Here is a 19190-nt window from a genome sequence, read left to right as displayed (position 1 = left end):
GCAGCTGCGGTGGCTGCGCCGTTTTCATGGAAGACGACGCGTTGGGATTTTTTAAGAAATCATCCACATCACATGCCCGTTTAAACGTCCCTACTTTAGTGCAGGTGGCGGCGCTGGCTATTATCATGATCCGCTGTCTCGATCTGTTGATGATTTTTAATACGCTCGGGTTTCGCGGAACCAGCGAGTTTATTCATCGCAGCGTCCAGACCTGGAATTTGACGCTGGTGTTTCTGGGTAGCCTGGTGCTGCTATTTATCGAAATTTACTGCGCATTTTCGCTGGTTAAAGGTCGGAACTGGGCACGCTGGGTCTATCTACTGACCCAGATTATCGCCAGCGTCTATCTGTGGGCGGCCTCATTGGGCTATGGATATCCGGAACTGTTCAGTATTGCGGGAGAGTCCAGACGTGAAATCCTGCATACGCTGGTGATGCAAAAATTGCCGGATATGCTGGTGTTGCTACTGCTGTTTGTTCCTGCGTCCAGCAGGCGGTTCTTCCGCTTGCAATAACGTGTATAATCTTCGCCCCCTGTTAATTTTTAGGTTTTTGTATGCAGTGCGCACTTTATGACGCCGAACGCTGCCGCTCTTGTCAGTGGATAATGCAGCCTGTCGCCGATCAACTCTTCGCCAAAACAGCCGATCTGCAGAATCTGCTGGCCGATTATCCGGTCGGAGAATGGTGCGCGCCGGTCAGCGGCCCGGAGAGCGCTTTTCGTAATAAAGCTAAAATGGTGGTCAGCGGCAGCGTGGAAAAACCGCTGCTGGGGATGTTGCATCGTGACGGTACGCCGGAGGATTTGTGCGAGTGTCCGCTCTATCCTGAGTCTTTTGCGCCGGTGTTTGCCGCACTTAAACCGTTTATCGCCCGTGCGGGGTTGACGCCCTATAACGTGGCGCGCAAACGCGGGGAGCTGAAATATCTGCTGTTAACGGAAAGCCGGTTTGATGGCGGTATGATGCTGCGTTTTGTTCTGCGCTCCGATGCGAAACTGGCACAACTGCGTACGGCGCTGCCATGGTTACAGGCGCAGCTTCCGCAGTTAAAAGTGATCACCGCCAATATTCAACCTGTGCATATGGCGATTATGGAAGGGGAGAGCGAAATCTTCCTGACGGAACAACAGGCGCTGGCTGAACGCTTTAACGATGTGCCATTGTGGATACGCCCACAGAGCTTCTTCCAGACCAACCCCGTGGTGGCTGGGTATTTATATGCCACGGCGCGCGACTGGGTGCGACAGCTTCCGGTTAATCACATGTGGGATCTGTTTTGCGGCGTCGGGGGTTTTGGTTTGCACTGCGCCACGCCGCAGATGAAACTGACGGGTATTGAAATTGCGCCAGAGGCCATTACCTGTGCGAAACAGTCGGCGCAGGAGCTTGGGTTGCAGAATCTGCATTTTCAGGCGCTGGATTCGACCCAGTTTGCTACCGCACAGGGAGAAGTGCCGGACCTGGTGCTGGTGAATCCGCCTCGTCGGGGGATTGGGAAGCCGCTGTGCGATTTTCTTTCCCGCATGGCGCCGCGTTTTATCGTTTACTCCAGCTGTAATGCACAAACCATGGCAAAGGATATCCGCGAGTTGCCTGGTTATCGCATTGAACGCGTCCAACTTTTTGATATGTTCCCACATACTGCGCATTACGAAGTGTTAACTCTGCTCAGCCGACAATAACCGACATGCCTGATGGCGCTACGCTTATCAGGCAAATGCAACATGCGAAAAAAAAGCCCGTACTTGCGTACGAGCTCTTTCTCGAATATGGCGGTGAGGGGGGGATTCGAACCCCCGATACGTTGCCGTATACACACTTTCCAGGCGTGCTCCTTCAGCCACTCGGACACCTCACCATATTGTATTGCTGCCTGACCGCTTGGGGGGCAACGGGGCGCTACTATAGGGAGTTGCGCTAAAACGGTCAAGCAGAATTTACGTGTTAACTCTCGTTTGGTTACGCAATGTACATATTCCTCCGTCCGGACAGGCGCGGAGAATATGATTAGCGCTGCGAGTCCAGTTTTTCGCCGTTGGTCACGACTTCCTGGGCCTTGCTATAGCTCTCGATCAGCAACTGATAAGCTGGGAAGATTTTGGTATACACTTCCGCCCATTCAGCGGCGTCTTCACGGTTCCATGTTCCCTGAATTTCAGAAGCGACGGCGGCGGTATCCATCGGTATCACGCCAGCCTGAACAACACGAGCCAGGGTGATTTCCTGCGCCATTTTGCTGTAAGTACCGGAAGCGTCGATCACTGCGAAGACCTTGTAGCCCTCTGCAACCGCGCTGATGGCCGGGAAAGCCATGCACACGCTGGTGATCGTACCGGCGATAATCAGCGTCTTACGACCCGTTGCTTTGACCGCTTTCACGAAGTCTTCGTTATCCCAGGCGTTGATTTCGCCTTTACGTGCTACGTATTGAGCATGTGGCGCATTGGCATGGATCTCTGGGATCAACGGGCCGTTAGGCCCCTGCGGTACCGATGCCGTGGTAATTACCGGCATCTTCGCCAGGGTTGCTATTTTAGCCAGCGCGGCGGCACGCGCACGCAGTTCCGGCATGGGCATATCGCCGACGGTCTGGAACAGCCCACTCTGATGATCGATAAGCAGCATGACGGAATCATTCACATCGATGACCGGACGTGAACCATTAAAGTTTGCAGGACTGGACATATTCTTCTCCTTCGATTCAGATTTGGCCAAAGCGGCCGGAGTTAAAATCGCGGACGGCTTCAGCGATTTCTTGTTTCGTATTCATCACAAACGGACCGTAACCTACAATCGGCTCGTTCAACGGTTCGCCAGACAGCAGCAGCACGCTGGCGTCGCTGGTGGCTTCAATGTGTAGCGTTTTTCCCTGCTGGCTTAGCACTACCAGTTGTGCTTCGCCGGCAGGCGTGGTGCCGTTTACGGTGATATTCCCTTTTAATACCACCAGAGCGGTGCTCCACCCTTCAGACTGGGACAACGTCAGCGGATGATTACGTTGCAGGCGCATATCCCAGACGTTCAGCGGTGAAAAGGTGTGTGCCGGGCCTTTCGTATCCTGATAGCTGCCCGCAATCACGCGAACGCTGCCTGCATCATCGGGCAAGGCGACGGTGGGAATAACATCGCTGCTGATGCCCTGATAACCCGGTACGGCCATTTTGTCTTTTGCCGGCAGATTGACCCACAGTTGCACCATTTCCAGTTCACCGCCCTGACGGGTAAATTCCGGTGAGTGGAACTCTTCGTGTAATATTCCTGCACCAGCGGTCATCCACTGCACATCGCCAGGGCCGATAATGCCGCCGCGACCGGTTGAATCACGGTGTTCAACTTCGCCGCTGTAAACGATAGTCACCGTCTCAAAACCGCGGTGAGGGTGTTCACCTACGCCGCGTTTTTCGTTACCCGGCGTGAACGTATGCGGACCCGCGTAATCAAGCAGCAGGAACGGGCTTAATTGCTCAGCATGAGACTGGTAAGAGAACATCGAGCGAACCGGAAATCCATCGCCAACCCAGTGTGGGCGAGGTGCGGTGTAGACGCCTGTTACTTGTTTCATATGTGTCTCCTCAGTGGCGTTGTTTTGATGTGAATAAGCTTATATTCATGACAGCGAGCTGGGTAGTAGCTAAAATAGCTCTCACTGTCTCAAAAATAGGACAATGAAATGACAAGGCCGGATCTCAATGATTTTGCATGGTTTGTGCATGTTGTAGAGGAAGGGGGATTTGCGGCGGCGGGTCGGGCGCTTGATGAACCTAAATCAAAACTGAGCCGACGAATAGCGCAACTCGAAGAGAGACTGGGGGTACGACTGATTCAGCGAACCACCCGGCAATTTAACGTGACTGAAGTCGGGCAAACCTTTTATGAACACTGTAAGGCGATGCTGGTGGAGGCGCAGGCGGCGCAGGATGCCATTGCCGCGCTACAGGTTGAACCGCGTGGCGTTGTGAAGCTGACTTGTCCTGTTACGTTGCTGCATGTGCATATCGGGCCAATGCTTGCCCGTTTTATGGCACGTTATCCTGACGTATCAGTACAACTGGAGGCCACTAACCGTCGTGTTGACGTTGTTGGAGAAGGTCTGGATGTGGCGATTCGCGTCAGACCTCGGCCATTTGAGGATAGCGACCTGGTGATGCGCGTCCTGGCGGACAGAGGACATCGCTTGTATGCCAGCCCACAGTTAATTGAGCAGATGGGGGCGCTACACTCTCCGGCAGAGCTGACCCGTTGGCCAGGTTTGAGTCTGGCCTCTGGTAAACATGTGCATCGTTGGGAATTATTCGGCCCGCAGGGCGCGCGGGCGGAGGTGCATTTCACGCCGCGTATGATCACCACCGATATGCTGGCGTTACGCGAAGCCGCAGTCGCCGGCGTAGGTGTTGTTCAACTTCCACAGTTGATGGTAAAAGATCAATTAGCTGCGGGTGAGTTGGTGGCGTTGCTCGACGGTTGGGAACCTAAGCGAGAAATTATCCACGCAGTCTTTCCATCACGCAGGGGATTATTACCGTCAGTGCGCGCATTAGTGGATTTCTTAACGGAAGAATATGCGCGGATGATTGAGGATTAAATACCAGGCTTTAGCCCACAAAAAAGGCCGGTTAAACCGACCTTTTATTATCTGGACGCCATTCGGGCGTTAAAAACAATCAGCGACTACGGAAGACAATGCGGCCTTTGCTCAGGTCGTACGGGGTCAGCTCAACAGTCACTTTGTCGCCCGTCAGGATGCGGATATAGTTTTTACGCATTTTACCGGAGATGTGTGCAGTAACCACGTGACCGTTTTCTAACTCTACGCGGAACATGGTATTAGGTAACGTATCGAGAACGGTACCCTGCATTTCAATATTGTCTTCTTTGGCCATCTAATCCTCTGGGGTATCACTACCGTAATTTGAACCGGCAAGATAATGCCGAAGTTCTTTTAATAAGTAAAGATTTGTGCGTTTAAAACACAGCAAATCGGGTTTGGCGCATTACTCTATCCACACACGGCAAAGCCGCACTTAAAGCGCAACGTGTAAGGGAACGAGGAGATAAACGATAGGCGTTGCCTGACGCGAACTGTTCCTTAACGGCGGCGGGGTAATGGGCTAAACCAACTCTGCGCGACAATTATAACACCCCGACAAAAAATGTGCCGAAAACATTCACTCCTGAGGTGAAAATAACGTCCTGGGAATCCAGAAATGGCTCGGTAGCCGCTGCTGGCGCAGTCTGCTCAGGTGCTCAAGGTACTCCCGACGCGGTGTTTCGACGGCGCCCAGCGAGGCTGTGTGGCTATTTAATACCTGGCAGTCGATTAATTTTCCGCCCTGACGGATAAATTCAGCGCAAAAAACAAGCAGTGCGGTTTTGGACGCATTTTCCTGACGGCTGAACATCGATTCGCCACAAAACAGCGTACCTTGCGCCACGCCATACATACCGCCCACTAATTCATTTTGTCGCCACACCTCAATTGAGTGGGCATGCCCCAGTTCGTGCAGCCGATGGTAAGCATCCACCACATCATGCGTTATCCAGGTGCCTTCTTCCCGGTCATTCGCGCAGCCTTCAATCACCTGACCAAACGCGTAATTGAGCGTCACACGATAAGGCGAATTTTTATGAAAGCGTTTCATGCTGCGGCTGAGGTGAAATTTCTCGGGCCAAAGAATGGCGCGCGGATCGGGCGACCACCAAAGGATGGGGTCGCCAGGTGAAAACCATGGGAAAATACCGCGCTGATAGGCCATCAGCAGGCGGGCAGGGCTGAGATCGCCGCCAAGCGCCAATAAACCGTTAGGCTCGCGTAAAGCGCCTTCCGGTGACGGGAAGGCTATGGAATGGCGGGACAGTTGCACCAGGCGCATGACAGCGAAACTCCACTACGCGAGTTTGATCGTTCAATAATAGCTTACAGACGTTGCTTAAACTGGTAATAACGCCCCTGCCTGGCTAACAGATCTGCGTGATTACCTTGCTCAATAATTTGTCCGTTGTCCATTACTATTATTTGATCAAAACGTGACAGCCCACGCAGACGATGTGTAACCATTAATACGGTTTTGTTGCGCATGACATCGCTAATTAATTCAAGCATTTGACTTTCCGTTGTGGCATCCAACCCTTCGGTGGGTTCATCCAGCAGCATCAGCGGAGCATCGTGCAATAAGGCGCGGGCGATAGCCAGACGACGGAGCTCGCCGCCAGAAAGCTGACGACCGCCTTCGCCCAGCCAGGCGTTGAGTCCATCATCCTCAAGCAGTTTGTCCAGACCGACGCGGCACAACATCGCGGCTAATGCGTCATCGCCGGAGTGCGGTGCCGCCAGCAACAGGTTATCGCGAAGCGTAGCGCTGAACAGATGCACGCGCTGTGGCACGACGCTGATACTCTGGCGCAGCGTGGCTTCACTAAGGGTCGCAATCGGCTGTTCGTTAATCAGGATCTCGCCACTCTGCGGATCCCATGCGCGGGTTAACAATTGCAATAACGTTGACTTACCACAGCCGGTGCGACCGAGAATCGCAATGTGTTCACCGGGGTTGGCCTGCAGGGAAAGTGTATCGAGCGCCTTTTGCGCCTGTCCTGGATAGCTGAATGATACATCGCGTAGCGTAAGGGTTACCTGCTCTGAAACCGAGGAACCCGCATCCGGGAAGGTCACTTCTGGCTGCTGTTCGGTCAGTTCGGTGATGCGCAGCGCAGAGGCAATAACCTGGCCGAGATGTTGAAATGCGCCGGTGACAGGCGCTAACGCTTCGAACGCGGCTAGTGCACAGAAGACAAACAGCGCGATCAGTGCGCCTGGCTGGGTGTTACCGCCCACGCCGCCTGAGGCCATCCATAGCATCATAATCACTGCCAGCGCGCCGACTAACAGCATGACCGCCTGCGACAACGCCGTTAATTCAGACTGGCGTCTCTGGGCTTCGTGCCATTGCAGCTCGGTGGCTTCCATTTGAGCGCGGTAGCGTTCACTGGCGCCAAAAATGGTCAATTCAGCCTGGCCCTGTAGCCAGGAGGTTAACTGCTGACGATATTGCCCACGCAGATGCGTCAGACTTTGTCCGGTGCTTTTGCCTGCCTGATAAAAGAGTGGGGGCAGAATAAATAAGGTCAGCAGCATAATACCGCCGAGGGTGATAGCCAGCGTGAAATCGAGAACGCTTAGCCCCAGCGTGACCACCATGATGACGACAAAAGCCCCCACCAGCGGGGAGATCACGCGCAAGTACAGATGATCGAGCGTGTCGACATCAGCCACCACGCGGTTAAGTAATTCACCCTGTCCATAACGGGACAGGCCCGCAGGAGAGAGCGGCAGTAGTTTGCTGAAGGTATAAATACGCAAATGCTGCAGCACACGGAACGTTGCGTCATGGCTGACCAGTCGTTCGAAATAACGCCCCGCGGTGCGGGTGATCGCTGCGCCGCGTACGCCTGCGGCAGGGAGCATATAGTTAAAGCTGTAAATCCCGGTGACGCCAACCACCGCAGAAGCCGACAGGAACCAACCTGAAAGCGTCAGTAAGCCAATACTTGCCAGCAGCGTGACGATCGCCAGAACGATCCCCAGCGTTAACATCCATTTGTGACGTTTATACAGCGTCAGATAAGGTAGCAAAGCGCGCATTTAGATGTCCTCCTGACGATGAGCCAGTAATGTCGCAAAAGCCCCGTTGGCTGAGCTAAGTTCGGTCCAGGTACCTTGTTCAACGATCTGTCCGTCCTGCATCACCCAGATAGCGTCCCAGTCAGCAAGATCTTCCAACTGGTGCGTCACCATCAGCGTGGTCTGGCGGCGAGATGCCGCGTTCAACGCCTGCATCACGCGTTGTTCGCTGTGCGCATCAAGGCTGGCGGCGGGTTCGTCCAGCAGCAGTAACTGACAAGGATTGAGTAAGGCACGAGCAACGGCAACGCGCTGCGCTTGCCCGACGGAAAGTCGGGCCGCCTGATCGCCTACTGGCGTATCCACGCCCTGCGGCAGCAGCGGTAAAAACTCGCTGACCCATGCGCTGTCGAGTGCGGCTTGTAGCTGTTCTTCGCTGGCATCGGGGCGAGCCAGCAGAACGTTTTCGCGTAACGTGGCGGCAGGAAGCTGCGGATTTTGCCCGACCCATGACAGTTGTTTACGCCAGGAATCAGGTGACAGGTCGCGAAGTTCAAAGCCGTTAATGCGCAGCGATCCCCGATAAGAGAGGAAACCGGACAGGACATTAAGCAGCGAACTTTTACCGGAACCGCTACGTCCAACCAGCACCGCGCGTTGACCGGCTGCCAGGGTAAAGTTGAGCGGGCCGGCCAGCACTTTACCTTCCGGCGAAGTGATAATCAGATCGTGTGCCTCAATTGAAACGGCGTCTTTCGTCGCCAGCTCAATGTCGCCACGCTCTGGATGAGCCAGCGGGGTTTCCATGAAGGTTTTCAGACTATCAGCTGCTCCAACGGCTTGCGCTTTGGCGTGATAAAACGTGCCCAGATCGCGCAGGGGCTGGAAAAACTCCGGTGCCAGAATGAGCGCGAGGAAGCCTGCCGCCAGCGTGACGCCCGTCCCGTAGTGGCCGAAATCGAGCTCTCCGAGGTAGGAAAAACCGAAGTAAACCGCCACCAGCGCAATAGACAGAGAGGTAAAGAACTCAAGAACACCGGATGACAGGAACGCCAGGCGCAGGACTTCCATGGTGCGCTGGCGGAAATCTTGCGACGCAGCGCGTATGCTTTCCGTTTCGGCTTCACCGCGACCAAATATTCTTAGCGTTTCCATGCCCCGCAGACGATCGAGGAAATGACCGCTGAGGCGGGCAAGAGCCTGAAAATTGCGGCGGTTAGCATCGGCAGCGCCCATTCCGACCATTGCCATAAATAACGGGATCAGCGGGGCTGTTCCGAGCAGAATAAGGGCGGCTACCCAGTTTGACGGGAATACCGCCGCCACAATCAATAATGGGACGCATACGGCCAGCGCCATTTGCGGCAGATAACGTGCATAGTAATCATGCATATCGTCAATCTGCTCCAGGATCAGCGTGGCCCAGCTCCCGGCCGGTTTGCCCTGTATCCAGGCCGGACCTGCCTGTTGCAGACGGTCAAGCACCTGGCGGCGAATTTCAAAGCGAATATGTTGCCCTGCGTGAAACCCGACCCGTTCGCGTAACCAGACGACCCATGCCCGCAGGATGAAAATCAATACCAGCACGATGAACGGAAGCAGCAGCGCCTCTCGGGGAATATTGGCCATGATCATATGGTCCAGAATGCGGGCCATGAGCCAGGCCTGAGCGACGATTAACAGACCACTCACGAACCCCAACAGGCGTGAAATGTTCAGCCATCGTTGGGAAATTACACTTTGCTGTTTTAACCAGCGGGTCAGCTCTTTTTGACGGGTTTTATTCATTGCACGCTTAGCAGGTGAGTTATTGGAATTTTTGGGCAGGGCAATGTTACAACGAGGCAAAAATAAAGGCGACTTATAGTCGCCTTTTTTACTTTTGTTACTGATTTGTAAAACTTATTTGCAAGCGTCCGCCAGACCGTCGAGATAACGTTCTGCATCAAGCGCGGCCATACAGCCTGTGCCCGCAGAGGTGATCGCCTGGCGATAAATATGATCCATCACGTCACCGGCTGCGAAGACCCCCGGAATGCTGGTTTGTGTGGCATTACCGTGAATACCGGACTGAACTTTGATGTAGCCGTTTTCCAGTTCAAGCTGACCGTCGAAAATGGCAGTATTCGGGCTGTGACCGATAGCGACAAACAATCCGGCAACGTCAAGTGACTCCACATTGTCAGTGTTTTGCGTATCGCGCAGGCGCAGCCCGGTTACGCCCATTTGATCACCGGTTACTTCTTCCAGCGTGCGGTGGGTGTGCAGCACGATGTTGCCGTTTTCAACTTTATCCATTAAACGCTTGATGAGGATTTTCTCAGCGCGGAAGCTGTCGCGACGGTGAATCAAATGCACTTCAGATGCGATATTCGCCAGATACAGTGCTTCTTCAACCGCAGTGTTGCCACCGCCAATCACCGCAACTTTTTGATTACGGTAGAAGAAACCGTCGCAGGTTGCGCAGGCGGAAACGCCGCGGCCTTTGAATGCTTCTTCTGAAGGCAGGCCCAGGTAACGTGCTGAAGCGCCGGTAGCGATGATCAGTGCGTCACAGGTGTACTCTCCGCTATCGCCGGTCAGACGGAAAGGGCGGTTTTGCAGATCAACTTTGCTGATGTGATCAAAAATGATTTCTGTATCAAATTTGGTCGCATGTTCGTGCATACGCTCCATCAGCAGCGGGCCAGTGAGATCGTGCGGATCGCCAGGCCAGTTTTCCACTTCTGTTGTTGTGGTCAGTTGACCACCTTTTTCCATACCGGTAATCAGTACCGGTTGCAGGTTAGCGCGTGCAGCGTAGACCGCAGCGGTATATCCCGCAGGGCCTGAGCCCAGAATAAGAAGTTTACTGTGTTTGGTTACGCCCATGAGATCCCCATAGTTGTTGGCAGGCAATGAGCAGGATTGTAGGGAATTTACAGGCGTAAAAAAAGAGTATGGCGATTTTGTTAACAATTTGTGTAATAGCAGAAACCGATGAGCGGGGGAATAAGTCGTAATACTATAACGATTTCTACTAAAAATCGGTCAGTTATAAGGTGATAAAATGACGATTTTCCATCGCTGCGAATGAATAACTGGCATGTTGTACTAAAAATTGATGTTTTGCTTTGACAATCACCTGCTGTTTTGCGAAAACAGTCAAGGAAGAAAAAAAATGTGTCATGTATGTGCTGCATAATCATGCATGTAGTTACCATGTTTACCGTGTTAGCGAAATCTACGCATGGTGTGGACAGATGCCATTCGTGATGTCGATAGCCGCCGACAGGCAACGGTCTTCTCACCATAAGCCCAGGCATTACAAACCGAAAATCCCTCTGGGTTGCGGTTTATTTTGATGGGTAGCGACTCTGAACAGTGATGTTGGTAGAGTCAGGCAGGAGTAGGGAAGGAATACAGAGAGACAATAATAATGGTAGATAGTAAGAAGCGCCCTGGCAAAGATCTCGACCGTATCGATCGTAACATTCTTAATGAGCTGCAAAAGGATGGGCGTATTTCTAACGTCGAGCTTTCTAAACGTGTGGGACTTTCACCAACGCCCTGCCTTGAGCGTGTGCGTCGGTTGGAAAGACAGGGTTTTATTCAGGGCTATACAGCGCTGTTAAACCCGCATTATCTGGATGCATCACTTCTGGTTTTTGTTGAGATTACTCTGAATCGTGGCGCCCCGGATGTGTTTGAGCAATTTAACTCTGCAGTACAAAAACTTGAAGAAATTCAAGAGTGTCATTTGGTTTCCGGTGATTTCGACTATTTGTTGAAAACACGCGTACCGGATATGTCGGCGTACCGTAAGCTGTTGGGGGAAACCCTGCTGCGTCTGCCTGGCGTGAATGACACACGTACTTATGTCGTAATGGAAGAAGTCAAACAGAGCAATCGTCTGGTAATTAAGACGCGCTAACACGGAACAGGTGCAAAATCGACGCAGTTTGATTACACTCCTGTTAATCCATACAGCAACAGTGCCGGGGCAACCCGGTGCTGTTGTCCGTTTTAGCATCGGGCAGGAAAAGCCTGAAACCTGGAGAGCCGTTTTTGAGCCAGGAATACACTGAAGACAAAGACGTCACATTGACGAAGTTAAGCAGCGGGCGCCGACTCCTGGAAGCGCTACTGATCCTTATTGCCCTTTTTGCCGTCTGGTTGATGGCTGCCTTACTCAGCTTTAACCCTTCGGATCCCAGTTGGTCGCAAACCGCGTGGCACGAACCTATCCATAATCTGGGGGGAATACCCGGAGCATGGCTGGCAGACACACTGTTCTTTATTTTTGGCGTCATGGCCTACACCATTCCCGTCATCATTGTCGGCGGCTGCTGGTTTGCATGGCGACACCAGGCCAGCGACGAATACGTCGATTATTTTGCCGTTTCGCTGCGTATTATTGGCGTTCTGGCGCTGATCCTTACCTCTTGCGGGCTTGCCGCAATCAATGCCGATGACATCTGGTATTTCGCCTCTGGCGGCGTGATCGGCAGCCTGCTCAGCACCACGTTGCAACCATTACTGCACAGTAGCGGCGGTACGCTGACGCTATTGTGCATTTGGGCTGCGGGATTAACGCTGTTTACCGGCTGGTCATGGGTGAGCATTGCGGAAAAACTGGGCGGCTGGTTACTCAATATCCTGACGTTTGCCAGCAACCGTACCCGCCGCGACGATACCTGGGTCGATGACGAAGAATATGAAGATGAAGATGAGTCTTTCGACACCGCTGATGGCAAACCTCATGAATCGCGTCGGGCGCGTATTCTGCGCGGTGCGTTAGCGCGCCGTAAGCGTCTGGCGGAGAAATTTACCAACCCGCTTGGCCGTCATACTGATGCCGCGCTGTTTTCCGGCAAACGCATGGATGATGAAGACGAAATTGAATACAGCGCTCGTGGCGTTGTTGCCGATCCTAACGATGTGCTGTTCTCCGGTAATCGTGCGACGCTGCCTGAATATGACGAACTTGACCCACTGCTGAATGGTCATTCGGTGACAGAGCCAGTTGCCGCCGCAGCGGCAGCGACAACGGCAGCTCAGGCCTGGAGCGCACCGGTTGATCCGCTGCTGCAAACATCGCCAGTGACCAATACGGTTATGGAACAACCGGCCCCAGCCGTAGCCTGGCAAGCCGTGCCTGGTCCGCAAACCGGTGATGCGGTGATTGCGCCAGCGCCTGAGGGTTATCCTCAGCCAGCCCACTACGCTCAGCCACCGGTGCAGCAGCAGTATGAACCATGGCAGCAGCCGGTAGTGGAGGAGAGTCCGCAGCCGCAGGGATTTACCGCGGAGCACAACTGGCAGCCGGAACCTGCATATCAGCCGGATCCCGTGCAGCAACCTGTTTATCAGCCGGAATCAACCTCTCAACAAAACGCTGCGTTCCAGCAGCCTGCGGTTGAACAACCGCCTGTAGTGGAACCAGAGTCGGTGGTTGAAGAGGTTAAACCGACTCGTCCGCCACTCTACTATTTTGAAGAAGTTGAAGAGAAACGTGCACGTGAGCGCGAGCAACTGGCCGCCTGGTATCAGCCGATTCCAGAGCCTGCTCAGGAGCCTGAACGTGTTAAGCCGTCTATGCCGACGGCAGCATCCATACCGCCCGTTGAGTCAGTTGCTGCCGTTGCGCCGCTGGCCGCCGGGGTGAAAAACGCCGCTTTAGGGGCGGGTGCGGCTGCCGCAGCACCTGTCTTTAGTCTTGCGGGTAGCGGTGCGCCGCGTCCACAGGTGAAAGAGGGGATTGGTCCGCAGTTACCGCGTCCGAATCGTGTGCGCGTGCCTACTCGTCGGGAGCTGGCGTCGTATGGCATAAAACTGCCGTCACAACGTATGGCTGAAGAGAAAGCGCGCGAAGAGCATCTTGATACAGATGCGTACAGTGACGAAGAAATTGATGCAATGCAGCAAGATGAGCTGGCGCGTCAGTTCGCCCAGTCGCAGCAGCACCGCTATGGCGAGGAGTATCAGGATGATGCCAGTCAGACTGATGATGATTCAGCCGCAGAAGCAGAACTGGCTCGCCAGTTTGCCTCTTCCCAGCAGCAGCGCTATTCCGGTGAACAGCCTGCCGGAGCGAATCCGTTCTCGCTTGATGACTTTGAATTTTCGCCAATGAAAACGCTGGTGGATGATGGTCCGCATGAGCCGCTATTTACTCCAGGCGTAATGCCGGAGCCTGCGCCTCAGTACCAGCAGCCTGTCGCACCACAGCAGCATTATCAGCAGCCGGCGCAACCAGTCGCACCGCAGCAGCATTATCAGCAGCCGGCGCAGCCAGTCGCACCGCAGCAGCATTACCAGCAGCCAGCACAGCCAGTCGCACCGCAGCAGCATTATCAGCAGCCGGCGCAGCCTGTTACACCACCGCCGCAGGATAGTCTGATCCATCCGCTCCTGATGCGTAATGGCGACAGTCGTCCGGCGCACCGTCCAAGTACGCCGCTGCCATCGTTGGATCTGCTCACGCCGCCGCCGAGTGAGGTTGAGCCGATAGATACTTTCGCTCTGGAGCAAATGGCTCGTCTGGTGGAGGCTCGTCTGGCGGACTTCCGCATTAAAGCCGATGTGGTGAACTACTCACCTGGTCCGGTTATTACCCGCTTTGAGCTTAATCTTGCGCCTGGAGTTAAAGCGGCGCGTATTTCCAACCTGTCGCGAGATCTGGCGCGTTCATTGTCGACCGCAGCGGTACGCGTGGTCGAGGTCATTCCGGGCAAACCGTATGTCGGGCTGGAGTTACCCAACAAAAAACGTCAAACCGTTTATCTGCGCGAAGTGTTGGATAACGCCAAATTCCGTGATAACTCATCTCCGCTGACCGTGGTACTGGGTAAAGATATTGCGGGCGAACCGGTGGTTGCCGATCTGGCGAAAATGCCGCACCTGCTGGTGGCAGGGACAACCGGTTCCGGTAAGTCGGTTGGGGTGAACGCCATGATCCTCAGCATGTTATACAAGGCGCAGCCGGAAGACGTTCGCTTTATCATGATTGACCCGAAAATGCTGGAACTGTCGGTTTATGAAGGCATTCCGCATTTGCTGACTGAAGTTGTGACCGACATGAAAGATGCTGCCAACGCCCTGCGCTGGAGCGTGAATGAAATGGAACGTCGCTACAAGCTGATGTCGGCGCTTGGTGTGCGTAACCTTGCCGGTTATAACGAAAAAATTGCTGAAGCCGCCCGTATGGGGCGTCCGATTCCGGACCCGTACTGGAAGCCGGGCGACAGTATGGATGTTCAGCATCCGGTGCTGGAAAAACTGCCGTATATCGTTGTGCTGGTGGATGAATTCGCCGACCTGATGATGACCGTGGGTAAAAAGGTGGAAGAACTGATTGCTCGTCTGGCGCAAAAAGCGCGTGCGGCGGGGATCCACCTGGTGCTGGCGACCCAGCGACCGTCGGTTGACGTTATCACTGGTCTGATTAAAGCGAACATCCCAACGCGTATCGCCTTTACTGTGTCCAGTAAAATTGACTCGCGTACCATCCTTGACCAGGGCGGCGCGGAATCGCTGTTGGGTATGGGTGACATGCTTTATTCCGCACCAAACTCAACGATCCCAGTGCGAGTACACGGCGCCTTTGTACGCGATGAAGAAGTTCACGCTGTGGTTCAGGACTGGAAAGCGCGCGGTCGTCCACAATACGTTGACGGCATAACGTCTGACAGCGAAAGCGAAGGCGGCGGTGGCGGCTTTGATGGTGGCGAAGAGTTGGATCCGCTGTTCGATCAGGCGGTAAACTTTGTCACCCAGAAACGCAAAGCCTCAATCTCCGGCGTCCAGCGTCAGTTCCGTATCGGTTACAACCGAGCGGCGCGTATCATCGAACAGATGGAAGCGCAGGGAATTGTCAGCGAGCAAGGGCATAATGGTAATCGTGAAGTGCTGGCTCCACCGCCCTTCGAATGATTGCAAAGTTAAGTAATTCAGTATTTTCTACTTTCCTCATGCTGATTTTTGGCCTGAAATGGATAGCAGAGGGATCTCCCCGTTGGGAGTGACGTATTTTGAGGAATAACAATGAAAAGAATCGCAATCACCTGTGCATTATTGTCGAGCTTTGTGGTTAGCAGCGTCTGGGCAGATGCTGCCAGCGACCTGAAAAGCCGCCTGGATAAAGTCAGTAGCTTCCATGCCAGCTTTACTCAGAAGGTCACGGACGGTAGCGGTGCGGCGGTGCAGGAAGGTCAGGGTGACTTATGGGTTAAACGTCCTAATCTGTTTAACTGGCATATGACGCAGCCTGACGAGAGCATCCTGGTTTCTGATGGTAAAACGCTGTGGTTCTTTAACCCGTTTGTTGAGCAGGCGACTGCGACATGGCTGAAAGACGCCACGGGCAACACGCCGTTCATGCTGATTGCGCGTAACCAGGCCAGCGACTGGCAGCAGTACAATATTAAGCAAAATGGCGATGATTTCGTGCTGACGCCAAAAACCAGCAGCGGTAACCTTAAGCAGTTTACTATCAATGTTGGGCGTGACGGGACGATCCACCAGTTCAGCGCCGTTGAACAAGACGATCAGCGCAGCAGCTATCAGCTGAAATCTCAGCAGAATGGTGCGATTGAACCCTCTAAATTCACCTTTACCCCGCCGCAAGGTGTAACGGTTGACGATCAACGTAAGTAGAGGCGTGTGAGTGAGCAATCTGTCGCTCGACTTTTCTGATAATACTTTTCAGCCGCTGGCCGCGCGTATGCGGCCAGAAAATTTAGCGCAGTATATCGGCCAGCAGCACCTGCTGGCTGCTGGCAAACCCTTGCCGCGCGCTATCGAGGCCGGGCATCTGCACTCCATGATTTTATGGGGACCGCCGGGGACCGGGAAAACGACGCTTGCCGAAGTTATTGCCCGTTACGCCAACGCCGATGTCGAACGAATTTCGGCAGTTACGTCTGGCGTTAAAGAAATTCGTGAAGCGATTGAGCGTGCGCGTCAGAACCGTAACGCGGGTCGACGCACGATCCTGTTCGTGGACGAAGTTCACCGTTTTAATAAAAGCCAACAGGATGCGTTTTTACCGCATATTGAAGACGGTACCATTACGTTTATTGGCGCCACCACTGAAAACCCCTCGTTTGAGCTCAACTCGGCGCTGTTGTCGCGTGCACGCGTTTATCTACTGAAATCGTTAACTTCCGACGACATTGAACAGGTGCTGGACCAGGCGATGTCAGACAAAGCGCGTGGTTATGGCGGCCAGGATATTGTTCTGCCGCCAGAAACGCGTCGGGCTATTGCCGAACTGGTTAATGGTGACGCGCGGCGGGCGCTGAATACGCTGGAAATGATGGCCGATATGGCCGAAGTTGATGATTCCGGCAAGCGCGTATTGAAACCAGAATTGCTCACCGAAATTGCCGGTGAACGTAGTGCGCGTTTCGATAATAAAGGCGATCGTTTTTACGATCTCATCTCCGCATTACACAAGTCGGTACGTGGAAGCGCCCCAGATGCGGCGCTTTATTGGTATGCGCGAATTATTACCGCTGGTGGCGATCCGCTGTACGTTGCCCGTCGCTGTCTGGCGATTGCCTCAGAAGATGTCGGCAATGCCGATCCCCGCGCCATGCAGGTGGCGATTTCCGCATGGGACTGTTTTACCCGCGTGGGACCCGCGGAAGGCGAACGCGCGATTGCTCAGGCGATTGTTTATCTGGCCTGTGCGCCTAAGAGTAATGCGGTTTACACCGCCTTCAAAGCCGCGCTGTCTGATGCCCGCGAACGTCCGGATTACGACGTGCCGGTTCACCTGCGCAATGCGCCGACTAAGCTGATGAAAGAGATGGGCTACGGTCAGGAGTATCGTTATGCCCATGATGAGCCTAATGCCTATGCCGCCGGAGAAGAGTACTTCCCGCAGGAAATGGCACAAACGCGCTATTATCGCCCCACAAACAGAGGTCTTGAAGGCAAGATTGGCGAAAAGCTCGCCTGGCTCGCCGGACAGGATCAAAATAGCCCTATAAAACGCTACCGTTAGTGTTATCGTTGCGGTAATGTTGTCTCTGTATCCCTGTGACCGCAGGCTGTGGTCACTTTCTCCTATTTTAATTCGATAAGCACAGGATAAGCATGCTCGATCCCAATCTGCTGCGTAATGAGCCAGACGCAGTCGCAGAAAAACTGGCAAGCCGGGGCTTTAAGCTGGATGTAGATAAGCTGCGCGCTCTTGAAGAGCGTCGTAAAGTTCTGCAGGTACAAACTGAAAACCTGCAGGCAGAGCGTAACTCGCGATCGAAATCCATCGGCCAGGCAAAAGCGCGCGGGGAAGATATCGAGTCTTTACGTCTGGAAGTGAACAAACTGGGCGAAGAGCTGGATGCCGCGAAAGCTGAACTTGATACCTTACAGGCCGAGATCCGCGACATTGCGCTGACCATTCCTAACCTGCCAGCGGACGACGTTCCGGTGGGTAAAGATGAAAATGACAACGTCGAAGTCAGCCGCTGGGGTACTCCGCGTGAGTTTGATTTCGAAGTGCGCGATCATGTTACCTTGGGTGAAATGCACACGGGTCTTGATTTCGCCGCTGCGGTTAAGCTGACCGGCTCTCGTTTCGTGGTCATGAAAGGGCAGATTGCGCGTATGCACCGTGCGCTGTCTCAGTTCATGCTGGATCTGCATACTGAACAGCATGGCTATAGCGAAAACTACGTCCCGTATCTGGTTAACCATGACACGTTGTACGGTACAGGCCAACTGCCAAAATTCGCTGGCGATCTGTTCCATACCCGTCCGCTGGATGAAGAAGCTGACAGCAGCAACTATGCGCTGATCCCAACGGCAGAAGTTCCGCTGACCAACCTGGTGCGCGACGAAATCATCGATGAAGATGCGCTGCCGATCAAAATGACTGCGCATACGCCGTGCTTCCGTTCTGAAGCAGGTTCTTACGGTCGTGACACGCGTGGTCTGATCCGTATGCACCAGTTCGATAAAGTTGAGATGGTGCAGATTGTTCGCCCGGAAGATTCGATGGACGCGCTGGAAGAGATGACCGGCCATGCCGAGAAGGTCCTGCAACTACTGGGGCTGCCGTATCGCAAAATTATCCTGTGCACTGGCGACATGGGCTTCGGCGCATGCAAAACTTACGATCTGGAAGTGTGGATCCCGGCGCAGAATACCTATCGCGAAATCTCCTCTTGCTCCAACGTGTGGGATTTCCAGGCTCGTCGTATGCAGGCGCGTTGCCGCAGCAAATCCGACAAAAAGACCCGTTTAGTGCATACTCTGAACGGTTCCGGTCTGGCGGTTGGGCGTACGCTGGTTGCGGTAATGGAAAACTATCAGCAGGCTGATGGCCGCATTCAGGTTCCGGAAGTATTACGTCCGTACATGAATGGCCTGGAATTCATCGGCTAAGCTACCTTTCTCTGCTAAAAAAGCGCCTCAGGGCGCTTTTTTTATGCCCGTTTGACGTCGGACAATAACGACTACTCCCATAGGGGTAATACTGACTTCGAATGAAAGTCAGTATTTTTCTCTGTCTTTTAGCAAATTCAGTTTCTACCAGCCCGTATATCGATATTAACGTTATATAAAAAACTATACATCGAATA

General features: G+C 53.7%; 15 protein-coding genes, 1 tRNA gene and 1 pseudogene. 8 read left to right on the top strand and 9 right to left on the bottom strand.

The window, feature by feature from the left end:
• Positions 1 to 26: 26 nt before the first annotated feature.
• Together HV237_RS15760 and rlmC are read left to right on the top strand one after the other, a co-directional pair.
• On the top strand, positions 27 to 515 hold the full coding sequence (locus tag HV237_RS15760; RefSeq protein ID WP_016152418.1) for a YbjO family protein: 489 nt from the start codon (positions 27 to 29) through the stop codon (positions 513 to 515).
• Between the two features lie 41 nt (positions 516 to 556).
• Positions 557 to 1684: a 23S rRNA (uracil(747)-C(5))-methyltransferase RlmC gene (rlmC, locus tag HV237_RS15755; RefSeq protein WP_047359395.1), complete on the top strand. Its 1128-nt coding sequence runs from the start codon at positions 557 to 559 to the stop codon at positions 1682 to 1684.
• Positions 1685 to 1772: 88 nt separating this feature from the next.
• Here rlmC and HV237_RS15750 read toward each other — a convergent pair.
• The 3 genes from HV237_RS15750 to HV237_RS15740 all read right to left on the bottom strand — a co-directional run bounded on the left by HV237_RS15750 (position 1773) and on the right by HV237_RS15740 (position 3564).
• Positions 1773 to 1860: transfer RNA gene (locus HV237_RS15750), tRNA-Ser, on the bottom strand.
• Between the two features lie 149 nt (positions 1861 to 2009).
• On the bottom strand, positions 2010 to 2687 hold the full coding sequence (locus HV237_RS15745; protein ID WP_016156101.1) for an isochorismatase family protein: 678 nt from the start codon (positions 2685 to 2687) through the stop codon (positions 2010 to 2012).
• Between the two features lie 16 nt (positions 2688 to 2703).
• The gene (locus tag HV237_RS15740) at positions 2704 to 3564 is read right to left on the bottom strand and encodes a pirin family protein (RefSeq protein ID WP_047359394.1); all 861 of its coding nucleotides are present in this window, start codon (positions 3562 to 3564) and stop codon (positions 2704 to 2706) included.
• Positions 3565 to 3672: 108 nt separating this feature from the next.
• Between HV237_RS15740 and HV237_RS15735 the strand changes: the two genes are divergently transcribed.
• On the top strand, positions 3673 to 4584 hold the full coding sequence (locus HV237_RS15735; protein ID WP_016152423.1) for a LysR family transcriptional regulator: 912 nt from the start codon (positions 3673 to 3675) through the stop codon (positions 4582 to 4584).
• A 79-nt stretch (positions 4585 to 4663) separates the two neighbouring features.
• Here the strand turns inward: HV237_RS15735 and infA are convergent, their stop codons facing one another.
• The 6 genes and pseudogenes from infA to trxB form a co-directional block, all read right to left on the bottom strand.
• Positions 4664 to 4882 (bottom strand): translation initiation factor IF-1, encoded by a 219-nt coding sequence (infA, locus tag HV237_RS15730; protein WP_002211347.1) that lies wholly within the window; start codon positions 4880 to 4882, stop codon positions 4664 to 4666.
• Positions 4810 to 5167, bottom strand: a pseudogene (locus HV237_RS15725) (hypothetical protein). Before HV237_RS15725 ends, infA begins: the two are co-directional and overlap by 73 nt.
• Complete coding sequence (gene aat / locus HV237_RS15720) at positions 5168 to 5872, bottom strand: leucyl/phenylalanyl-tRNA--protein transferase (RefSeq protein ID WP_016152424.1); 705 nt, start codon at positions 5870 to 5872, stop codon at positions 5168 to 5170.
• Positions 5873 to 5916: 44 nt separating this feature from the next.
• Positions 5917 to 7638, bottom strand: a complete 1722-nt coding sequence (gene cydC / locus HV237_RS15715; protein WP_047359393.1) for a cysteine/glutathione ABC transporter ATP-binding protein/permease CydC — start codon at positions 7636 to 7638, stop codon at positions 5917 to 5919.
• Positions 7639 to 9405, bottom strand: coding sequence for a cysteine/glutathione ABC transporter permease/ATP-binding protein CydD (gene cydD / locus HV237_RS15710; protein WP_047359392.1), 1767 nt, complete (start codon positions 9403 to 9405; stop codon positions 7639 to 7641).
• A gap of 114 nt (positions 9406 to 9519) precedes the next feature.
• Complete coding sequence (trxB, locus tag HV237_RS15705; RefSeq protein ID WP_047359391.1) at positions 9520 to 10488, bottom strand: thioredoxin-disulfide reductase; 969 nt, start codon at positions 10486 to 10488, stop codon at positions 9520 to 9522.
• A 547-nt stretch (positions 10489 to 11035) separates the two neighbouring features.
• On the opposite strand from trxB, the gene lrp reads away from it, so the two are divergent.
• From lrp to serS, 5 genes are all read left to right on the top strand, one after another.
• Complete coding sequence (lrp, locus tag HV237_RS15700) at positions 11036 to 11530, top strand: leucine-responsive transcriptional regulator Lrp (RefSeq protein ID WP_002439523.1); 495 nt, start codon at positions 11036 to 11038, stop codon at positions 11528 to 11530.
• Between the two features lie 134 nt (positions 11531 to 11664).
• The gene (gene ftsK, locus HV237_RS15695) at positions 11665 to 15531 is read left to right on the top strand and encodes a DNA translocase FtsK (RefSeq protein ID WP_047359390.1); all 3867 of its coding nucleotides are present in this window, start codon (positions 11665 to 11667) and stop codon (positions 15529 to 15531) included.
• A gap of 111 nt (positions 15532 to 15642) precedes the next feature.
• Positions 15643 to 16254: an outer membrane lipoprotein chaperone LolA gene (gene lolA, locus HV237_RS15690; protein WP_003831898.1), complete on the top strand. Its 612-nt coding sequence runs from the start codon at positions 15643 to 15645 to the stop codon at positions 16252 to 16254.
• 10 nt (positions 16255 to 16264) lie between these two features.
• Positions 16265 to 17608, top strand: coding sequence for a replication-associated recombination protein RarA (gene rarA / locus HV237_RS15685; RefSeq protein ID WP_016152429.1), 1344 nt, complete (start codon positions 16265 to 16267; stop codon positions 17606 to 17608).
• Between the two features lie 92 nt (positions 17609 to 17700).
• Positions 17701 to 18993 carry a serine--tRNA ligase gene (gene serS, locus HV237_RS15680; RefSeq protein ID WP_003831902.1) on the top strand — a complete coding sequence of 431 codons (1293 nt, stop codon included), beginning with the start codon at positions 17701 to 17703 and terminating at the stop codon, positions 18991 to 18993.
• Positions 18994 to 19190: the final 197 nt, after the last annotated feature.

The organism is Citrobacter sp. RHBSTW-00570 (assembly GCF_013739755.1).
GTDB classification, from domain to species: Bacteria; Pseudomonadota; Gammaproteobacteria; order Enterobacterales; family Enterobacteriaceae; genus Citrobacter; species Citrobacter braakii.
This window is presented reverse-complemented; position numbering and strand designations above follow the sequence as displayed.